Raw genomic sequence first — 14,456 nt, forward strand, 5'->3', positions numbered from 1 at the left:
ACCGTACCGGTCCCGATCTGTTGTGCTCCAGACAGTCATCGAGTGCTTTGCCGGATTGATTGAAATGGCGCGTCCAGGTGCTGGGCGCGTTTAAGACTGCTTGGAGGTCGAATTGGACAAGAACATGAAAATCCTCATCGTTGATGACTTCTCAACGATGCGGCGGATCATTAAAAACCTGTTGCGTGACCTTGGGTTCACCAACACGGTCGAGGCCGACGATGGCACTACTGCCATTCCGGTGCTCAACAGCGGCAGCATCGACTTTCTGGTAACAGACTGGAACATGCCTGGCATGACCGGTATCGACCTGCTGCGCCACGTGCGTGCCGATGAAAAGCTCAAGCACCTGCCGGTGCTGATGGTGACCGCTGAAGCCAAGCGCGAGCAGATCATCGAGGCAGCCCAGGCCGGTGTTAACGGCTATGTGGTCAAGCCCTTCACGGCCCAGGCGTTAAAAGAAAAAATCGAGAAGATTTTCGAACGCATCGGTTGATGTGCGAAGCCACTGCGCCACGGGGGGAGCTATGGAGCATTACGAGTCTTCACAGGGCGATTTCGAATCGACTCTGAAAAAACACGCGGTCGAACTGGTCGAAAGCCTTGAAAAAGGCAGGTTCGGCGACGCTGTGCAATTGATCCATGAGCTCAATCAGACCCGTGACCGTGGCCTGTATCAAGAGGTGGGCAAGCTCACTCGCGAGCTGCATAGCGCGATCGTCAATTTCCAGATTGACCCGAACATGCCGCAAGCCGAGGAAGTCTCGCAGATCACGGACGCCACCGAGCGTCTGGGTTATGTGGTCAAGCTGACCGAGGCTGCTGCCAACCGCACCATGGACCTGGTGGAAAACGCCACGCCGCTGGTCAACGGCCTGAGCAACGAAGCCCAGGCCTTGAGCACCGACTGGGGACGGTTCATGCGTCGCGAAGTCGGGGCTGAAGAGTTCCGCGAGCTGGCTCGGCGAGTCGACGGTTTCCTGACACGCAGCAGCGAAGACAATCGCGTTGTGTCGAGCAACCTCAACGACATTCTGCTCGCTCAGGATTACCAGGACCTCACCGGTCAGGTGATCAAGCGTGTGACCCAATTGGTCACCGAAGTTGAAAGCAACCTGCTCAAGCTCGTGCTTATGGCCAGTCAGGTGGACCGCTTTGCGGGCATCGAACATGACCGTGAAGCGATGCTGGCAGAAAAAGATCCGCAAAAACATCTCTCTCAGGGTGAAGGTCCGCAGATTCATGCCGATAAAAGAGAAGACGTTGTGTCCGGTCAGGACGATGTAGACGATTTGCTTTCCAGCCTTGGATTCTAGGAGCACCCCTACACATGAGCTTCGGCGCCGATGAAGAGATCCTTCAGGATTTCCTGGTTGAGGCCGGCGAGATTCTAGAGCAACTGTCCGAACAGCTGGTCGAGCTTGAAAGCCGACCTGATGATGCGGACTTGCTCAATGCAATTTTTCGCGGTTTTCACACTGTAAAAGGAGGCGCCGGCTTCCTCCAGCTCAACGAGCTGGTGGAGTGCTGTCACATCGCCGAGAACGTGTTCGACATCCTGCGCAAGGGTGAACGTCGCGTCGACTCGGAACTGATGGACGTGGTTCTCGAAGCGCTGGATGCGGTGAACGGCATGTTTACCGAAGTCCGCGAGCGCAGCCCGATCACGGCTGCCACGCCGGAATTGCTGGCGGCACTGGCCCGACTGGCCGAGCCGCAAACCGCCGATGAAACGGCACCGGTCGCCGACGTGGTGGAAGAACCTGCCGCCGAGAGCGAATCGGGTGACATCACCGATAACGAATTCGAACAACTGCTGGACTCGCTGAACGCCGTCAAGGCTCAGGCAGAAGCCCCGGCCGCTGTGCCAGCGCCGAGCAGCAATGCAGCGGCCAGCGACGAAATCACCGATGCCGAGTTCGAGTCGTTGCTCGATCAACTGCACGGTAAAGGCCAGTTCGCCGTCGATGCGGTAGCCCCGGCGCCAGCCACACCGGCTGCCCCGAAAGCGGCAGGCGACAGCTCCGATATCACCGACGACGAGTTCGAAGCACTGCTCGATCAGCTGCACGGCAAGGGCAACTTTGCCGTTGATGCGCTGGAATCGGCCATTGCTGCGGTCCCGGCCCCGGCTGCGCCCACCGCTAAAGCGGCTGGGGGCGATCTGATCTCCGATCACGAGTTCGAATCGCTGCTCGACGAATTGCACGGCAAAGGCAAGTTCACTGAAGTCGGTACCGCGTCGGGCGCCAGCGCTCCGGTTGCGGCGCCAGCGGCCAAGGCTGTTGCACCGAAACCCGTTGCCAAAGCGCCCGAGCCTAAAGCCGAAGCGCCGAAGCCTGCCGCTGCTGCCCCGGCTCCGGCCCGTGCCGCGTCCGCGCCGCCAGCGGAAAAACCGGCCAGCGAAGCCGAGACCACCGTGCGGGTCGATACCGCGCGTCTCGACGAAATCATGAACATGGTCGGCGAGTTGGTACTGGTGCGTAACCGCTTGGTCCGTCTGGGCCTCAACAGCGGCGACGAAGCCATGTCCAAGGCCGTGTCGAACCTCGACGTGGTCACGGCCGACCTGCAAACCGCGGTCATGAAGACCCGGATGCAACCGATCAAAAAGGTCTTCGGGCGCTTCCCGCGTCTGGTTCGCGACCTGGCTCGCCAGCTCAAGAAAGAGATCAACCTGGAACTGGTCGGCGAAGAAACCGACCTCGACAAGAACCTCGTCGAGGCCCTGGCCGACCCGCTGGTCCACTTGGTGCGCAACTCGGTCGACCACGGTATTGAAGAACCGGCCGAGCGTGAAGCGATGGGCAAGCCTCGCAGCGGCAAGGTGATCCTGTCCGCTGAACAGGAAGGCGACCACATCCTGCTGTCGATCTCCGATGACGGCAAGGGCATGGACGCCGACGTTCTGCGCGGCATTGCCGTGAAGAAAGGCTTGATGGACAAGGATGCAGCGGATCGCCTCAGCGAATCCGATTGCTTCAACCTGATCTTCGCGCCGGGCTTCTCGACCAAGACCGAAATTTCCGATGTCTCCGGACGCGGCGTGGGCATGGACGTGGTGAAAACCAAAATCGCCCAGCTCAACGGCACCATCAATATCTATTCGACCAAGGGCAAGGGCTCGAAGATCGTCATCAAGGTCCCGTTGACCCTGGCGATTATGCCGACGCTGATGGTCATGCTGGGCAACCAGGCGTTTGCGTTCCCGCTGGTGAACGTCAACGAGATCTTCCACCTCGACCTGTCGACCACCAACGTGGTGGATGGCCAGGAAGTGGTGATCGTGCGGGACAAGGCGCTGCCCTTGTTCTACCTCAAACGCTGGCTGGTCAGCTCCGCCGCTCACGAAGAGCAGCGCGAAGGCCATGTGGTGATCCTTTCGGTGGGCACTCAGCGGATCGGCTTCGTTGTCGATCAACTGGTGGGCCAGGAAGAAGTGGTCATCAAGCCATTGGGCAAAATGCTCCAGGGAACCCCGGGCATGTCAGGCGCCACCATCACCGGTGATGGCCGCATTGCGCTGATTCTCGATGTTCCGAGCATGCTCAAGCGTTACGCCGCACGGCGTATTTGATTCTGGTGGGGCGGGGCGACTGAGCCTCGCTCCCCCTAACGGAGTGTTTATGGCAGTTAAAGTCCTGGTGGTGGACGATTCGGGGTTTTTCCGCCGCCGCGTCTCGGAAATTCTTTCAGCGGATCCGAATATCCAGGTCGTCGGCACGGCGACCAACGGAAAAGAGGCGATTGATCAGGCGCTGGCCCTCAAGCCAGACGTGATCACCATGGACTACGAGATGCCGATGATGGATGGCATCACGGCAGTGCGGCACATCATGCAGCGCTGCCCGACCCCGGTGTTGATGTTCTCCTCGCTGACCCACGAAGGCGCTCGGGTAACCCTCGACGCGCTGGACGCTGGCGCAGTGGATTTCCTGCCGAAGAATTTCGAAGACATCTCCCGCAACCCGGAGAAGGTCAAGCAACTGCTGTGCGAGAAGATTCTCAGCATCTCGCGCAGTAACCGTCGCGCCAACACCTACAGCGCTCCGGCACCGGCCGCCGCACCTGCGCCGACGCCTGCACCTTCGAGCGTCAGCAGCTACGGCAGCAGCGCGCCTGCGCGTCCGGCACCGGCCCCGATTCCGGCGCGTGCCCACGCGCCAGCCTCGTCGTCGCCCGCGCCTAAACGCAAAGCCTACAAACTGGTCGCCATCGGTACGTCCACTGGCGGCCCGGTTGCCTTGCAACGGGTTCTGACCCAATTGCCGGCCAACTTCCCCGCACCGATCGTACTGATCCAGCACATGCCGGCTGCCTTTACCAAGGCCTTCGCCGAGCGTCTGGACAAGCTCTGCCGCATCAGCGTCAAGGAAGCCGAGGATGGCGACATCCTGCGTCCGGGCCTGGCGTTGCTGGCGCCGGGTGGCAAGCAAATGATGATCGACGGCCGTGGCGCGGTGAAAATCCTGCCGGGCGACGAACGTCTGAACTACAAGCCGTGCGTGGACATCACCTTCGGTTCCGCGGCCAAGTCTTACGGTGACAAAGTTCTGGCGGTCGTATTGACCGGCATGGGCGCCGATGGTCGCGAAGGCGCGCGTCTGCTCAAGCAGGGCGGCAGCGCAATCTGGGCTCAGGATGAAGCCAGCTGCGTGATCTACGGCATGCCGATGGCCATCGTCAAAGCCGAACTCGCCGATGCGGTGTACGGCCTGGACGATATTGGCAAGCATTTGGTCGAGGCTTGTATCTGATGGACGTTTTAAGCCTTATCGGGATCATCATGGCGTTTGTCGCCATCATTGGCGGCAACTACCTTGAAGGCGGTCACCTCGGTGCCCTGGCCAACGGCCCGGCAGCGTTGATCGTTCTCGGTGGGACCATCGGTGCGGCGCTGTTGCAGGCGCCGATGAGCGCGTTCAAGCGCGCCATGCAGATTCTGGCCTGGATCCTGTTTCCTCCGCGCATCGACCTCGCCGGCGGCGTCGATCGCGTCGTCAACTGGAGCCTGACCGCGCGCAAGGAAGGCTTGCTGGGTCTGGAAGGGGTGGCCGACGCCGAACCTGACAACTACTCGCGCAAAGGCCTGCAACTGTTGGTGGACGGTGCCGAGCCGGAAGCGATTCGCAGCATTCTGGAAGTGGATTTCTACACCCAGGAAAGCCGCGACATCGAAGCCGCCAAAGTCTTCGAAAGCATGGGCGGCTACGCGCCGACCATCGGCATCATCGGTGCGGTGATGGGCCTGATCCACGTGATGGGCAACCTGGCGGATCCCTCGCAACTGGGTAGCGGCATTGCCGTGGCCTTTGTCGCGACCATCTACGGCGTGGCCAGTGCCAACCTGGTGCTGCTGCCGATTGCCGCCAAACTCAAGTCCATCGCTTTGCGGCAGTCGCGTTATCGCGAAATGTTGTTGGAAGGCATTCTGTCGATCGCCGAAGGTGAAAACCCTCGCTCTATTGAGTTGAAGCTTCAGGGCTTCATGGATTGATGGGAGACATGGACCATGGCACGTCGTCGCCAACCTGAAGAACATGTAAACCATGAACGTTGGCTGGTTTCGTACGCTGACTTCATTACGTTGCTGTTCGCTTTCTTCGTGGTGATGTACTCGATCTCTTCGATCAACGAAGGCAAGTACAAGGTTATTTCCGAAGCGTTGATCGGGGTCTTTACCGACTCCGACCGTGCCCTCAAGCCGATCCCGATCGGTGAAGAGCGACCGAAGACCGTGACCCCGGCCAAGCCGCTGGTTAAAGACGCCGAGCAGGTCGACGCCGGTATCGCGGGTGCCAGCGATCCGCTCAAAAGCATCGCCGACGACATCAGCGCCGCGTTCGGCGACTTGATCAGCTCCAACCAGATGACCATTCGCGGCAACGAGCTGTGGGTCGAGATCGAACTCAATTCCAGCCTGTTGTTCGGCAGTGGCGATGCCATGCCCAGCGACATCGCGTTCAACATCATCGACAAGGTCGCTGCGATTCTGAAGCCGTTCGACAACCCGATTCACGTCGAAGGTTTCACTGACGATCAACCGATCCGCACCGCGCAATACCCGACCAACTGGGAGCTGTCCTCGGCCCGTTCGGCGAGCATCGTGCGCATGCTGGCGATGCAGGGTGTAAACCCCGGTCGCCTGGCGTCGGTGGGGTACGGCGAGTTCCAGCCAGTGGCCAACAACGCGACGGCCGAGGGGCGGGCGCGTAACCGTCGCGTGGTGCTGGTGGTGTCGCGAAATCTCGATGTACGCCGCAGCCTCACGGGTACCGGAACGGCCAATGCGAAACCGGATGCCGCGTTGAAGCGTGCTGGCACACAAACTGCACCGACCCCGGTCAAGTCGCCGGGACGAGAGAGTGCCGTCAATTCTCCGTCACCCGCATTAATACGTTGAGCTATTTCTCGGTCCGCCATTTCGACCGGGAGGAACAATCCGAATGAGAGTCTGGGCCGTTGCCAATCAAAAGGGTGGTGTTGGTAAAACCACTTCCTCTATCGCTTTAGCCGGTTTACTGGCTGAGGCGGGCAAGCGCGTGGTTGTGGTCGATCTCGACCCCCACGGCTCCATGACCAGCTACTTCGGTTACGACCCCGACAGCCTGGAACACAGCAGCTACGACCTGTTCCTGCACAAGGGCAGTGTGCCGCAAGGCCTGCCCGGTCAGTTGCTGTTGCCCACCAGCCACGAGAGTATTTCCCTGCTGCCGTCGAGCACCGCGCTCGCGACTCTCGAGCGCCAGTCGCCGGGGCAGAGTGGCTTGGGCCTGGTGATTGCCAAGAGCCTGGCGCAACTGTGGCAAGACTTCGATTACGCCGTGATCGACAGCCCGCCGTTGCTCGGCGTGCTGATGGTCAATGCCTTGGCGGCGAGCCAGCAATTGGTGATTCCGGTGCAGACCGAACACCTGGCGGTCAAAGGCCTGGAGCGCATGGTCAATACCCTGGCGATGATCAACCGTTCGCGTAAACAGGCGCTGCCGTTCAGCATCGTGCCGACCCTGTTCGACCGCCGCACACAGGCGTCCCTCAGCACGCTGCGGGTATTGCGCGACAAATACCCGGAAGAAATCTGGCAGGGCTACATCCCGGTCGATACCCGCTTGCGCGACGCCAGCCGTGCCGGCGTGACGCCTTCGCAGTTCGACGGCAAGAGCCGTGGGGTGCTGGCGTATCGCGCGCTGCTCAAGCATCTGCTGGCCGCACAACTTGTCCCGCAGGTGGCGTGAGATGAACTCATTACCTGTAGGAGCAAGGCTTGCCCGCGAAAGCTTCACTGCGGTTTTCATCGCTACACCGAGTTATCGTTCATCGCGGGCAAGCCTTGCTCCTACAACAACGGTGCGCGCATGAACCGCCCGGTAAAAATCACCTCGCGTCCGCAACTGGCGCTGCAGTCTTATCTGGACAGCTTGCTGATGGAGGCGACTGAAGAGTTGCCGCCGGAAATCGAAGCGTTGGTTGAAATCGTTGAGGTTGTTGAAGCGGTCGAAGTTGAAGCTGCGCTGGACGAGTTCCAGGCAGCGGTGCTTGAAGAGCAGGCTCGCGATGCGCAGAAACCCGCCGTGGTTGCCGCGCCAGTAGCAGCGCCTGTGGTGAAGGCTCCAGTGGCGTTGATCGAAGCACCCGCGCCGGTTCTCGCGCCGGTATCGACCATCGCACCGCTGCTGCAAGCCTTGGTGCCGCCGGTGGTCGAAGTCCATCGGCCGCCGAGCAACACGCCGCCACCCGTGGAAACCGATGGTCGCCCGTCCTGGGCCGCCGAGCCGTTCGAATGCCTGTTGTTCGATGTTGCCGGGTTGACCCTGGCGGTGCCGCTGGTGTGTCTGGGTTCGATTTATTCGTTGGCCGGCCACGAGCTGACGCCGCTGTTCGGTCAGCCGGAATGGTTCCTCGGGATCCTGCCGAGCCAGGCTGGCAATCTGAAAGTATTGGACACCGCGCGTTGGGTCATGCCCGACCGTTACCGCGACGATTTCCGTCAGGGCCTGCAATACGTTATTTCGGTTCAGGGCTACGAATGGGGGCTGGCGGTGCATCAGGTCAGCCGCTCGTTGCGCCTGGACCCGAACGAAATCAAATGGAGAAGTCATCGCGGTCAGCGGCCATGGCTTGCCGGCACGGTGATTGAGCACATGTGTGCGCTGCTGGACGTTTCCGCCCTGGCCGAGTTGATCGCCAGCGGCGGGGCAAAGCACATGAGCGGCAGCAAGCCGCTACACAAACCGACATAGCTGCCGACATAACAAGTATGCGACGGCATTGTTGAATGCCGCCTGAAGAGCACACACCGCCAGAAGCGGTTTTTCGAGGGGTCAGGGTATGAGTAATCAAGCGACGAATGCAAAAGGTTCTGAAGATCCGATCCTGCAATGGGTAACCTTCAAACTGGACAACGAAACCTACGGCATCAACGTGATGCGCGTTCAGGAAGTCCTGCGTTACACCGAGATCGCCCCGGTCCCGGGTGCCCCGAGCTACGTGCTGGGCATCATCAACCTGCGCGGTAACGTGGTCACCGTGATCGACACCCGTCAGCGCTTCGGCCTGATGAATGCCGAGATCAGCGATAACACCCGTATCGTCATCATCGAAGCCGACAAGCAAGTCGTCGGGATCATGGTCGACAGCGTGGCCGAAGTGGTTTACCTGCGTCAGTCGGAAATCGAGACCGCGCCGAACGTCGGTAACGAAGAATCCGCCAAGTTCATTCAAGGCGTGTGCAACAAGAACAACGAACTGCTGATCCTGGTCGAGCTGGACAAGATGATGAGCGAAGAAGAATGGTCGGACCTGGAGAACATCTGATTGATTCTTGAGGTAGCGGTCATTGTCCTGTTCCTCTTCTGGGCAGGCACGCTGGCGATGTTTCTGGCGTACATACGAGGCCAACGACTGATCGCCGCGCAACAGGCTCAGGGCGATGCGCTGCGCGATCAGCGCATCAAGGACCTGGCCAGGCGCGTCGAGGACTACCAAAGCGGCAACGTGCGCATGGGTGAAGACCTGCACGAACTGCGCGCGGTGGTTGGCCCGTTGCCGGACAAACTGGCTCAGCTGGAACAGCGCGATCCGTCGAGCCTGTCGTTTGCCCAGGCGGCAAAACTGGTCGGTATGGGCGCGAGCGTCGATGAACTGACTCAGTCCTGTGGCTTGACCCAGGCTGAGGCGGAGTTGATGAGTAAGTTGCACAAGAACTGATTGTTGCTATTCAGCCGAGATCGCCGTCGCGGGCAAGCCTTGCTCCTACGGGTTAGAGTCGTTCAAACATCCCACGAACGCCTCATTCCGTAGGAGCAAAGCTTGCTCGCGATGGCGTCCTCGAAACCTCAGTAATCGTCCCCGCGATCAGTCACATCCTTCTCGACCATCGGCGCATCCGGATCATGCCCCGCCGGGAACTTACCCTTCAGATTCCAAGCAAACGCAATAATCTCGGCAATCGTGCGATACAACTCTTCCGGAATACTCTCCCCCAATTCCATCCGCGCCAGCAGTTTCACCAGCTCGGGGTTTTCGTAGATCGGTACTTCGCATTCGCGGGCAATCTTCAGAATGGCTTCGGCCAGTGCTTCGTCACCTTTGGCCGTGAGGGTAGGGGCGTGGCTGCCGTCGTACTTGAGGGCGATGGCCTGGCGCGGGGTGTTGGGGTTTTTCATGCGGTTTCGTCGACCCAGCGTTGTTCGAGACGGGTTTGAGGGCCTTGTGGCGGTGTGCCGAGGTGGCAATCGAGATCGCCGACATTCAGGCCGGACGCCAGCAGACGCTGGCGCAGTTCGGCCAGATGACTTTCGATCAGGCTGGCGGTGTACGGGCGTTCGGCCCACAACTGGCTGGATAGGCTGCCTTTGATCAGTTGTGCCTGAATCTGCAATGGGCCCAGGGGCTCCATGTCGAACGCCAGGTCCACTCGCCACAATTGTTGTTTGGGTTCGCGCTCGTCGCGGCGTTCGTTTTGCTGATCCTTCTCGGGCGTTTCTTCGCGCTGGAACTTGACCTGCAACGGCACGATGTCCTGCAGATTGCGCATCGGGATTTCCAGTTGCCAGGTACTCATCAACCGACCGTCGTCAGTGACGCCGGTCTGTTCCAGGCTCGACAGTTGATGACTTTGCAGGCGTGAAACCGCCGCGGCTGCCAAACGCAACAAGTGCTCGAGATCGCCTTCGCCGTCCATGCTTTGGAGCAGGCGCTCGGGCAGCGGGAAGCGGGTTGGCGGCGGTTTGGCGCTGACCTGACCGAGCATGCCGAGGGCGCTGCGCACGAAGTTCGGCATGGCCTGGGCCAGTGTGTTGGCGGCAATGATCGCGTTGAGGTTGGTGTTGGCCGGCAGGCCTGGCGTCAATTGTGCGATCAGCTTGAGCAGATCACCTTTCATGTCCGGGGCCAGCGTCGGGTTCTGACCGCTGAGCAATTTGGCTTCAAGGAACAGGCCGCTATTGGCCAGTGCCTGGGCCAGCCCCTTTGGGGTGCTGAGTTGTTGAGCATCGGGCAGGCCGGCGAGCAACTTGTCGACGGCGGCACGCAGATCACTGGACGTCTGGTCCGAGGCCGGCAGGTTTTGCAGGAGTTTGAGCAGGCCATCCAGCGAGCCTTGGCGGCTCTGTTGGTTAACCAGTTGCTGGGTCACCGCCAATTGCTCCTGGCGGCTGCTCAATGGCACGAACTTCAATGTCTGGGTGTCCTGCACCAGCGCGCTCAGCAAGGTGCCGATGCGCAGCGGTGTGGGGCTGTCGATGTTCAGGGTGCTGCCGCTCAACGCGGTGTTGAGCAAGCTCACCATCGAGCGAAACACCGTCGGCTGGCCCGGCACCTGCGGCAACACTTGAGAGGTCAGTACTTTGCCTTGCAGCAGGGTGCCGACGGGCAGTTGCTCCGTGTCGATACGAGTGAGAGTGGCGACGCTGGAGGCGATGGCCTGTTGTACGGTGACGGCCAGATTACTCGCCGACGGCTGAGTGATCGCCAGGCTGGTGCCCTGAGGCAACGGTTGGCTGCTGGTGGCCTGGACCGTGGTCTGACGGCCGCTGTCGAGGGTGACCTTGAGCAACAGTTGAAAGGTTTGATCCGCCTGCTTGAGCGACAGCACTTCGGCCTTGGCGGTCTGGCCGGCAGTGATCAGGCCCTCCATCGGCGTCAGTAACTTCAGCAGGTCGCCACTCACCACCAGCGGTCGCGAAGTCGCGGGCGTGGTTTGCGGGAGCGGAAGGATGTTCATTTCGCCTGTCATACGCGGTCACAACCTGAGGAAATTGCCCTCTTGAACAGGGCGTGTTGACGTTAAATGATGGATCGCGTTGGCGTTGTGAGCGGGCCAGGCAAGGCGCAAGACGCCGGTAAGGGTCGTTTCCTTACCAAGTCTTGCAACGCAGCATGGCTCGCTCACAACGCCAACCCGAAGGGCCGCTACCCCGGAAGGCGCAATACGTCGTTACTCGTTACATACTTGGAATACCAATCTTCGCTTCTCATGCCTAGTCTTGCGCCTTCCGGGGTAGCGGCGCGACCATCATTTAACGTCAACACGCCCTGTTGGGGCATGGCATGTATAATGCCGCCCCGTTGCACTCGGGGCGCTGAAAACATTTCAAATACTTGATCCAGCTCCTTAGAACGGGCCGCCAATGCATTTATCCTGCATATCTTTAACGGCCGCTCCACTGCCGACTTGAACCCAAAAGGCCCGTGATCTCTTGACCAGTCCTGTCCTGCAAACCGTTGCCCTCGCCTGTGAGCGAGACCTTCGGCTGCTCTTCGAAAATCTCGAATTGAGACTGGCCAGTGGCGAAATGTTGCAAATCAGCGGCCCCAACGGCAGTGGCAAAACCAGCCTTTTACGTCTGCTTTGCGGGCTGATGCAGCCGACTGCCGGCCAGGTGCTGCTCAACGGCCAGCCATTGAACGAGCAACGTTTTGAGCTGGCGCGTAACCTGCTGTGGATCGGCCATGCCGCCGGGATCAAGGATTTGCTGACGCCGGAAGAGAATCTGAGCTGGCTTTGCGCCTTGCATCAACCGGCCTCCCATGAGGCGATCTGGCAAGCGCTGACGGCTGTCGGACTGCGCGGTTTCGAGGATGTTCCTTGCCATACGCTGTCTGCCGGGCAGCAACGCCGGGTCGCGTTGGCGCGGTTGTACCTGGAAAGCCCGCCGCTATGGATCCTCGATGAGCCGTTCACCGCGCTCGACAAACAAGGCGTGGCGCAACTCGAAGAACACCTGGCCGCACACTGCGAGCGCGGTGGCATGGTGGTCTTGACCACTCACCACACGCTGACCCGGATGCCGGCCGGCTATCGCGACATTGATCTGGGGAATTGGGCCGTATGAGAGCTTTCGGCCTGTTGGTCGCCCGTGAAGCCCGATTGTTGTTCCGCCGCCCGGCGGAGTTGGCCAATCCGCTCGTATTCTTCGCGATTGTCGTTTCCCTGTTCCCGTTGGCGGTGGGCCCCGAGTCTCAATTGTTGCAAACCTTGTCTCCGGGACTGGTCTGGGTAGCGGCCCTTTTATCGGTTTTGCTCTCGCTGGACGGGCTTTTCCGCAGTGATTTCGAAGACGGATCGCTTGAACAGTGGGTCCTTTCGTCGCACCCCCTGCCTCTTCTGGTTTTGGCCAAGGTACTGGCACACTGGTCCTTCTCTGGCCTGGCACTGGTTTTGCTCGCTCCATTACTGGCATTGATGCTCGGTTTGCCAACCGCCTGTCTGCCGGTGTTGCTGCTTTCCTTGTTGCTGGGTACACCGGTGCTGAGCCTGCTCGGTGCGGTGGGCGCAGCCCTGACGGTGGGATTGAAGCGCGGTGGCCTGTTGCTGGCGCTGCTGATTCTGCCGTTGTACATCCCGGTGTTGATTCTCGGCAGTGGCGCCTTGCAGGCGGCATTGCAGGGCATGCCGGCGACCGGTTATCTCCTGTGGCTTGGTAGCCTGACCGCCCTGGCGATAACCCTGACACCTTTTGCAATCGCTGCTGGCCTGAAGATCAGCGTCGGCGAATAATGAGGTCTGGTCAATTTTTGATCAGTAAAGACCCTTGGCTCTTCATAGCGAAGAGCAACCGTGATGGAAACAGTAATGAACTGGACTTGGTTTCATAAGCTCGGCTCGCCCAAATGGTTTTACGGCATCAGCGGCAAACTGCTGCCTTGGCTGAGTGTCGCGGCGTTGCTGCTGATCAGCGTTGGTGTCGTGTGGGGCCTAGCCTTCGCGCCGCCGGACTACCAGCAAGGCAACAGTTTTCGCATCATTTATATCCACGTTCCGGCCGCCATGCTGGCCCAGTCCATCTACGTGATGCTGGCGGTCTGTGGCATCGTCGGGCTGGTGTGGAAGATGAAGCTGGCCGACGTCGCCCTGCAATGCGCGGCGCCCATCGGCGCCTGGATGACCGCCGTGGCGCTGGTCACCGGTGCGATCTGGGGCAAACCGACCTGGGGCTCGTGGTGGGTCTGGGATGCACGACTTACGTCCATGCTTATTCTGCTGTTTCTGTACTTCGGTCTTATTGCGCTGGGCAATGCGATCAGCAATCGTGACAGTGCCGCCAAGGCCTGCGCGGTATTGGCGATTGTCGGCGTGATCAACATCCCGATCATCAAATACTCGGTGGAGTGGTGGAACACCCTGCACCAGGGCGCGACGTTCACCCTCACCGAAAAACCGGCAATGCCCGCCGAGATGTGGCTGCCACTGCTGCTGACGGTGCTGGGTTTCTACTGTTTCTTCGGCGCGGTGTTGCTGCTGCGCATGCGTCTTGAAGTGCTCAAGCGCGAAGCCCGCGCCAGTTGGGTCAAGGCAGAAGTGCAGAACAGTCTGGAGGCCGCTCGATGAGTTTTGCTTCATTCGGCGACTTCCTCGCCATGGGACATCATGCCCTGTATGTCTGGTCAGCCTATGGCATCTGCCTGGCAGTGCTGGCCCTCAACGTGGCGGCGCCAATCCTGGCCCGCAAGCGGTATCTGCAACAAGAGGCGCGTCGTCTGCGCCGGGAGAACGGCAAGTGAATCCGCTGCGCAAAAAGCGTCTTATCATCATTCTCGCGATCCTGGTCGGCGTCGGTGCTGCCGTCGGCCTGGCCCTGAGCGCCCTGCAGCAAAACATCAATCTGTTTTACACCCCGACCCAGATCGCCAACGGCGAAGCCCCGCAAGACACGCGCATCCGCGCCGGCGGCATGGTCGAGAAAGGTTCGCTGCAACGTTCCGGCGATTCGCTGGACGTGAAATTCATCGTCACCGACTTCAATAAATCCGTAACCATCACTTATCGCGGCATCCTTCCAGACCTGTTCCGCGAAGGGCAGGGCATCGTTGCCCTGGGCAAGCTCAACGCCGACGGCGTGGTGGTGGCCGACGAAGTGCTGGCCAAGCACGATGAAAAGTACATGCCGCCGGAAGTGACCAAGGCTTTGAAAGACAGTGGTCAATCTGCTCCAACGCCCGCGAAGGAGGGTTGA

The 14,456-nt window shown here is 60.1% G+C and carries 17 protein-coding genes; 15 read left to right on the forward strand and 2 right to left on the reverse strand.

Features of this window, described 5'->3' with window-relative positions; all coding sequences use genetic code 11:
* The first annotated feature begins 124 nt into the window (after positions 1 to 124).
* The 10 genes from KW848_RS07940 to KW848_RS07985 all read left to right on the forward strand — a co-directional run bounded on the left by KW848_RS07940 (position 125) and on the right by KW848_RS07985 (position 9,207).
* Positions 125 to 496: a chemotaxis response regulator CheY gene (locus tag KW848_RS07940; protein ID WP_003183998.1), complete on the forward strand. Its 372-nt coding sequence runs from the start codon at positions 125 to 127 to the stop codon at positions 494 to 496.
* A 31-nt stretch (positions 497 to 527) separates the two neighbouring features.
* On the forward strand, positions 528 to 1,316 hold the full coding sequence (locus KW848_RS07945) for a protein phosphatase CheZ (RefSeq protein ID WP_111451887.1): 789 nt from the start codon (positions 528 to 530) through the stop codon (positions 1,314 to 1,316).
* 14 nt (positions 1,317 to 1,330) lie between these two features.
* Positions 1,331 to 3,577 (forward strand): chemotaxis protein CheA, encoded by a 2,247-nt coding sequence (locus tag KW848_RS07950; protein WP_218536499.1) that lies wholly within the window; start codon positions 1,331 to 1,333, stop codon positions 3,575 to 3,577.
* A 49-nt stretch (positions 3,578 to 3,626) separates the two neighbouring features.
* Positions 3,627 to 4,757 (forward strand): chemotaxis response regulator protein-glutamate methylesterase, encoded by a 1,131-nt coding sequence (locus tag KW848_RS07955; RefSeq protein WP_218536500.1) that lies wholly within the window; start codon positions 3,627 to 3,629, stop codon positions 4,755 to 4,757.
* Complete coding sequence (locus KW848_RS07960) at positions 4,757 to 5,497, forward strand: flagellar motor protein (protein ID WP_111451890.1); 741 nt, start codon at positions 4,757 to 4,759, stop codon at positions 5,495 to 5,497. Before KW848_RS07955 ends, KW848_RS07960 begins: the two co-directional genes overlap by 1 nt.
* A 15-nt stretch (positions 5,498 to 5,512) precedes the next feature.
* Entirely contained in the window at positions 5,513 to 6,403 is an 891-nt protein-coding gene (gene motD, locus KW848_RS07965) for a flagellar motor protein MotD (protein ID WP_218536501.1), read from the forward strand.
* Between the two features lie 43 nt (positions 6,404 to 6,446).
* Positions 6,447 to 7,235 carry a ParA family protein gene (locus KW848_RS07970; protein WP_008155810.1) on the forward strand — a complete coding sequence of 263 codons (789 nt, stop codon included), beginning with the start codon at positions 6,447 to 6,449 and terminating at the stop codon, positions 7,233 to 7,235.
* A 120-nt stretch (positions 7,236 to 7,355) separates the two neighbouring features.
* Entirely contained in the window at positions 7,356 to 8,240 is an 885-nt protein-coding gene (locus tag KW848_RS07975; protein WP_192406814.1) for a CheW domain-containing protein, read from the forward strand.
* 88 nt (positions 8,241 to 8,328) lie between these two features.
* Positions 8,329 to 8,814, forward strand: coding sequence for a chemotaxis protein CheW (locus KW848_RS07980; RefSeq protein ID WP_008155806.1), 486 nt, complete (start codon positions 8,329 to 8,331; stop codon positions 8,812 to 8,814).
* Positions 8,815 to 9,207: a DUF2802 domain-containing protein gene (locus KW848_RS07985; protein WP_074874590.1), complete on the forward strand. Its 393-nt coding sequence runs from the start codon at positions 8,815 to 8,817 to the stop codon at positions 9,205 to 9,207.
* Between the two features lie 128 nt (positions 9,208 to 9,335).
* On the opposite strand, the gene KW848_RS07990 is transcribed toward KW848_RS07985, so the two are convergent.
* A complete protein-coding gene (locus KW848_RS07990; RefSeq protein ID WP_111451893.1) occupies positions 9,336 to 9,665 on the reverse strand; it encodes an EscU/YscU/HrcU family type III secretion system export apparatus switch protein in 330 nt (109 codons plus the stop codon).
* Positions 9,662 to 11,236 (reverse strand): flagellar hook-length control protein FliK, encoded by a 1,575-nt coding sequence (locus KW848_RS07995; protein ID WP_218536502.1) that lies wholly within the window; start codon positions 11,234 to 11,236, stop codon positions 9,662 to 9,664. Before KW848_RS07995 ends, KW848_RS07990 begins: the two co-directional genes overlap by 4 nt.
* A 463-nt stretch (positions 11,237 to 11,699) precedes the next feature.
* On the opposite strand from KW848_RS07995, the gene ccmA reads away from it, so the two are divergent.
* From ccmA to ccmE, 5 genes are all read left to right on the forward strand, one after another.
* On the forward strand, positions 11,700 to 12,335 hold the full coding sequence (gene ccmA / locus KW848_RS08000) for a cytochrome c biogenesis heme-transporting ATPase CcmA (protein WP_007894233.1): 636 nt from the start codon (positions 11,700 to 11,702) through the stop codon (positions 12,333 to 12,335).
* Positions 12,332 to 13,000, forward strand: a complete 669-nt coding sequence (ccmB, locus tag KW848_RS08005; RefSeq protein ID WP_218536503.1) for a heme exporter protein CcmB — start codon at positions 12,332 to 12,334, stop codon at positions 12,998 to 13,000. Before ccmA ends, ccmB begins: the two co-directional genes overlap by 4 nt.
* Before the next feature lie 75 nt (positions 13,001 to 13,075).
* Positions 13,076 to 13,831 carry a heme ABC transporter permease gene (locus KW848_RS08010; protein ID WP_111451896.1) on the forward strand — a complete coding sequence of 252 codons (756 nt, stop codon included), beginning with the start codon at positions 13,076 to 13,078 and terminating at the stop codon, positions 13,829 to 13,831.
* The gene (gene ccmD, locus KW848_RS08015) at positions 13,828 to 14,004 is read left to right on the forward strand and encodes a heme exporter protein CcmD (protein WP_008145547.1); all 177 of its coding nucleotides are present in this window, start codon (positions 13,828 to 13,830) and stop codon (positions 14,002 to 14,004) included. The genes KW848_RS08010 and ccmD overlap by 4 nt, the downstream gene beginning before the upstream one ends.
* On the forward strand, positions 14,001 to 14,456 hold the full coding sequence (gene ccmE / locus KW848_RS08020; protein ID WP_054596313.1) for a cytochrome c maturation protein CcmE: 456 nt from the start codon (positions 14,001 to 14,003) through the stop codon (positions 14,454 to 14,456). Before ccmD ends, ccmE begins: the two co-directional genes overlap by 4 nt.

It is taken from the genome of Pseudomonas sp. PDM25, assembly GCF_019219045.1.
GTDB lineage: Bacteria > Pseudomonadota > Gammaproteobacteria > Pseudomonadales > Pseudomonadaceae > Aquipseudomonas.

Excerpts from the sequence above, each read along its gene's own strand:
- KW848_RS07940 (WP_003183998.1), top strand. The coding sequence starts at position 125 with ATGAAAATCCTCATCGTTGATGACTTCTCAACGATGCGGCGGATCATT.
- KW848_RS07945 (WP_111451887.1), top strand. The coding sequence starts at position 528 with ATGGAGCATTACGAGTCTTCACAGGGCGATTTCGAATCGACTCTGAAA.
- KW848_RS07950 (WP_218536499.1), top strand. The coding sequence starts at position 1,331 with ATGAGCTTCGGCGCCGATGAAGAGATCCTTCAGGATTTCCTGGTTGAG.
- KW848_RS07955 (WP_218536500.1), top strand. The coding sequence starts at position 3,627 with ATGGCAGTTAAAGTCCTGGTGGTGGACGATTCGGGGTTTTTCCGCCGC.
- KW848_RS07960 (WP_111451890.1), top strand. The coding sequence starts at position 4,757 with ATGGACGTTTTAAGCCTTATCGGGATCATCATGGCGTTTGTCGCCATC.
- motD (WP_218536501.1), top strand. The coding sequence starts at position 5,513 with ATGGCACGTCGTCGCCAACCTGAAGAACATGTAAACCATGAACGTTGG.
- KW848_RS07970 (WP_008155810.1), top strand. The coding sequence starts at position 6,447 with ATGAGAGTCTGGGCCGTTGCCAATCAAAAGGGTGGTGTTGGTAAAACC.
- KW848_RS07975 (WP_192406814.1), top strand. The coding sequence starts at position 7,356 with ATGAACCGCCCGGTAAAAATCACCTCGCGTCCGCAACTGGCGCTGCAG.
- KW848_RS07980 (WP_008155806.1), top strand. The coding sequence starts at position 8,329 with ATGAGTAATCAAGCGACGAATGCAAAAGGTTCTGAAGATCCGATCCTG.
- KW848_RS07990 (WP_111451893.1), bottom strand. The coding sequence starts at position 9,665 with ATGAAAAACCCCAACACCCCGCGCCAGGCCATCGCCCTCAAGTACGAC.
- KW848_RS07995 (WP_218536502.1), bottom strand. The coding sequence starts at position 11,236 with ATGACAGGCGAAATGAACATCCTTCCGCTCCCGCAAACCACGCCCGCG.
- ccmB (WP_218536503.1), top strand. The coding sequence starts at position 12,332 with ATGAGAGCTTTCGGCCTGTTGGTCGCCCGTGAAGCCCGATTGTTGTTC.
- KW848_RS08010 (WP_111451896.1), top strand. The coding sequence starts at position 13,076 with ATGAACTGGACTTGGTTTCATAAGCTCGGCTCGCCCAAATGGTTTTAC.
- ccmD (WP_008145547.1), top strand. The coding sequence starts at position 13,828 with ATGAGTTTTGCTTCATTCGGCGACTTCCTCGCCATGGGACATCATGCC.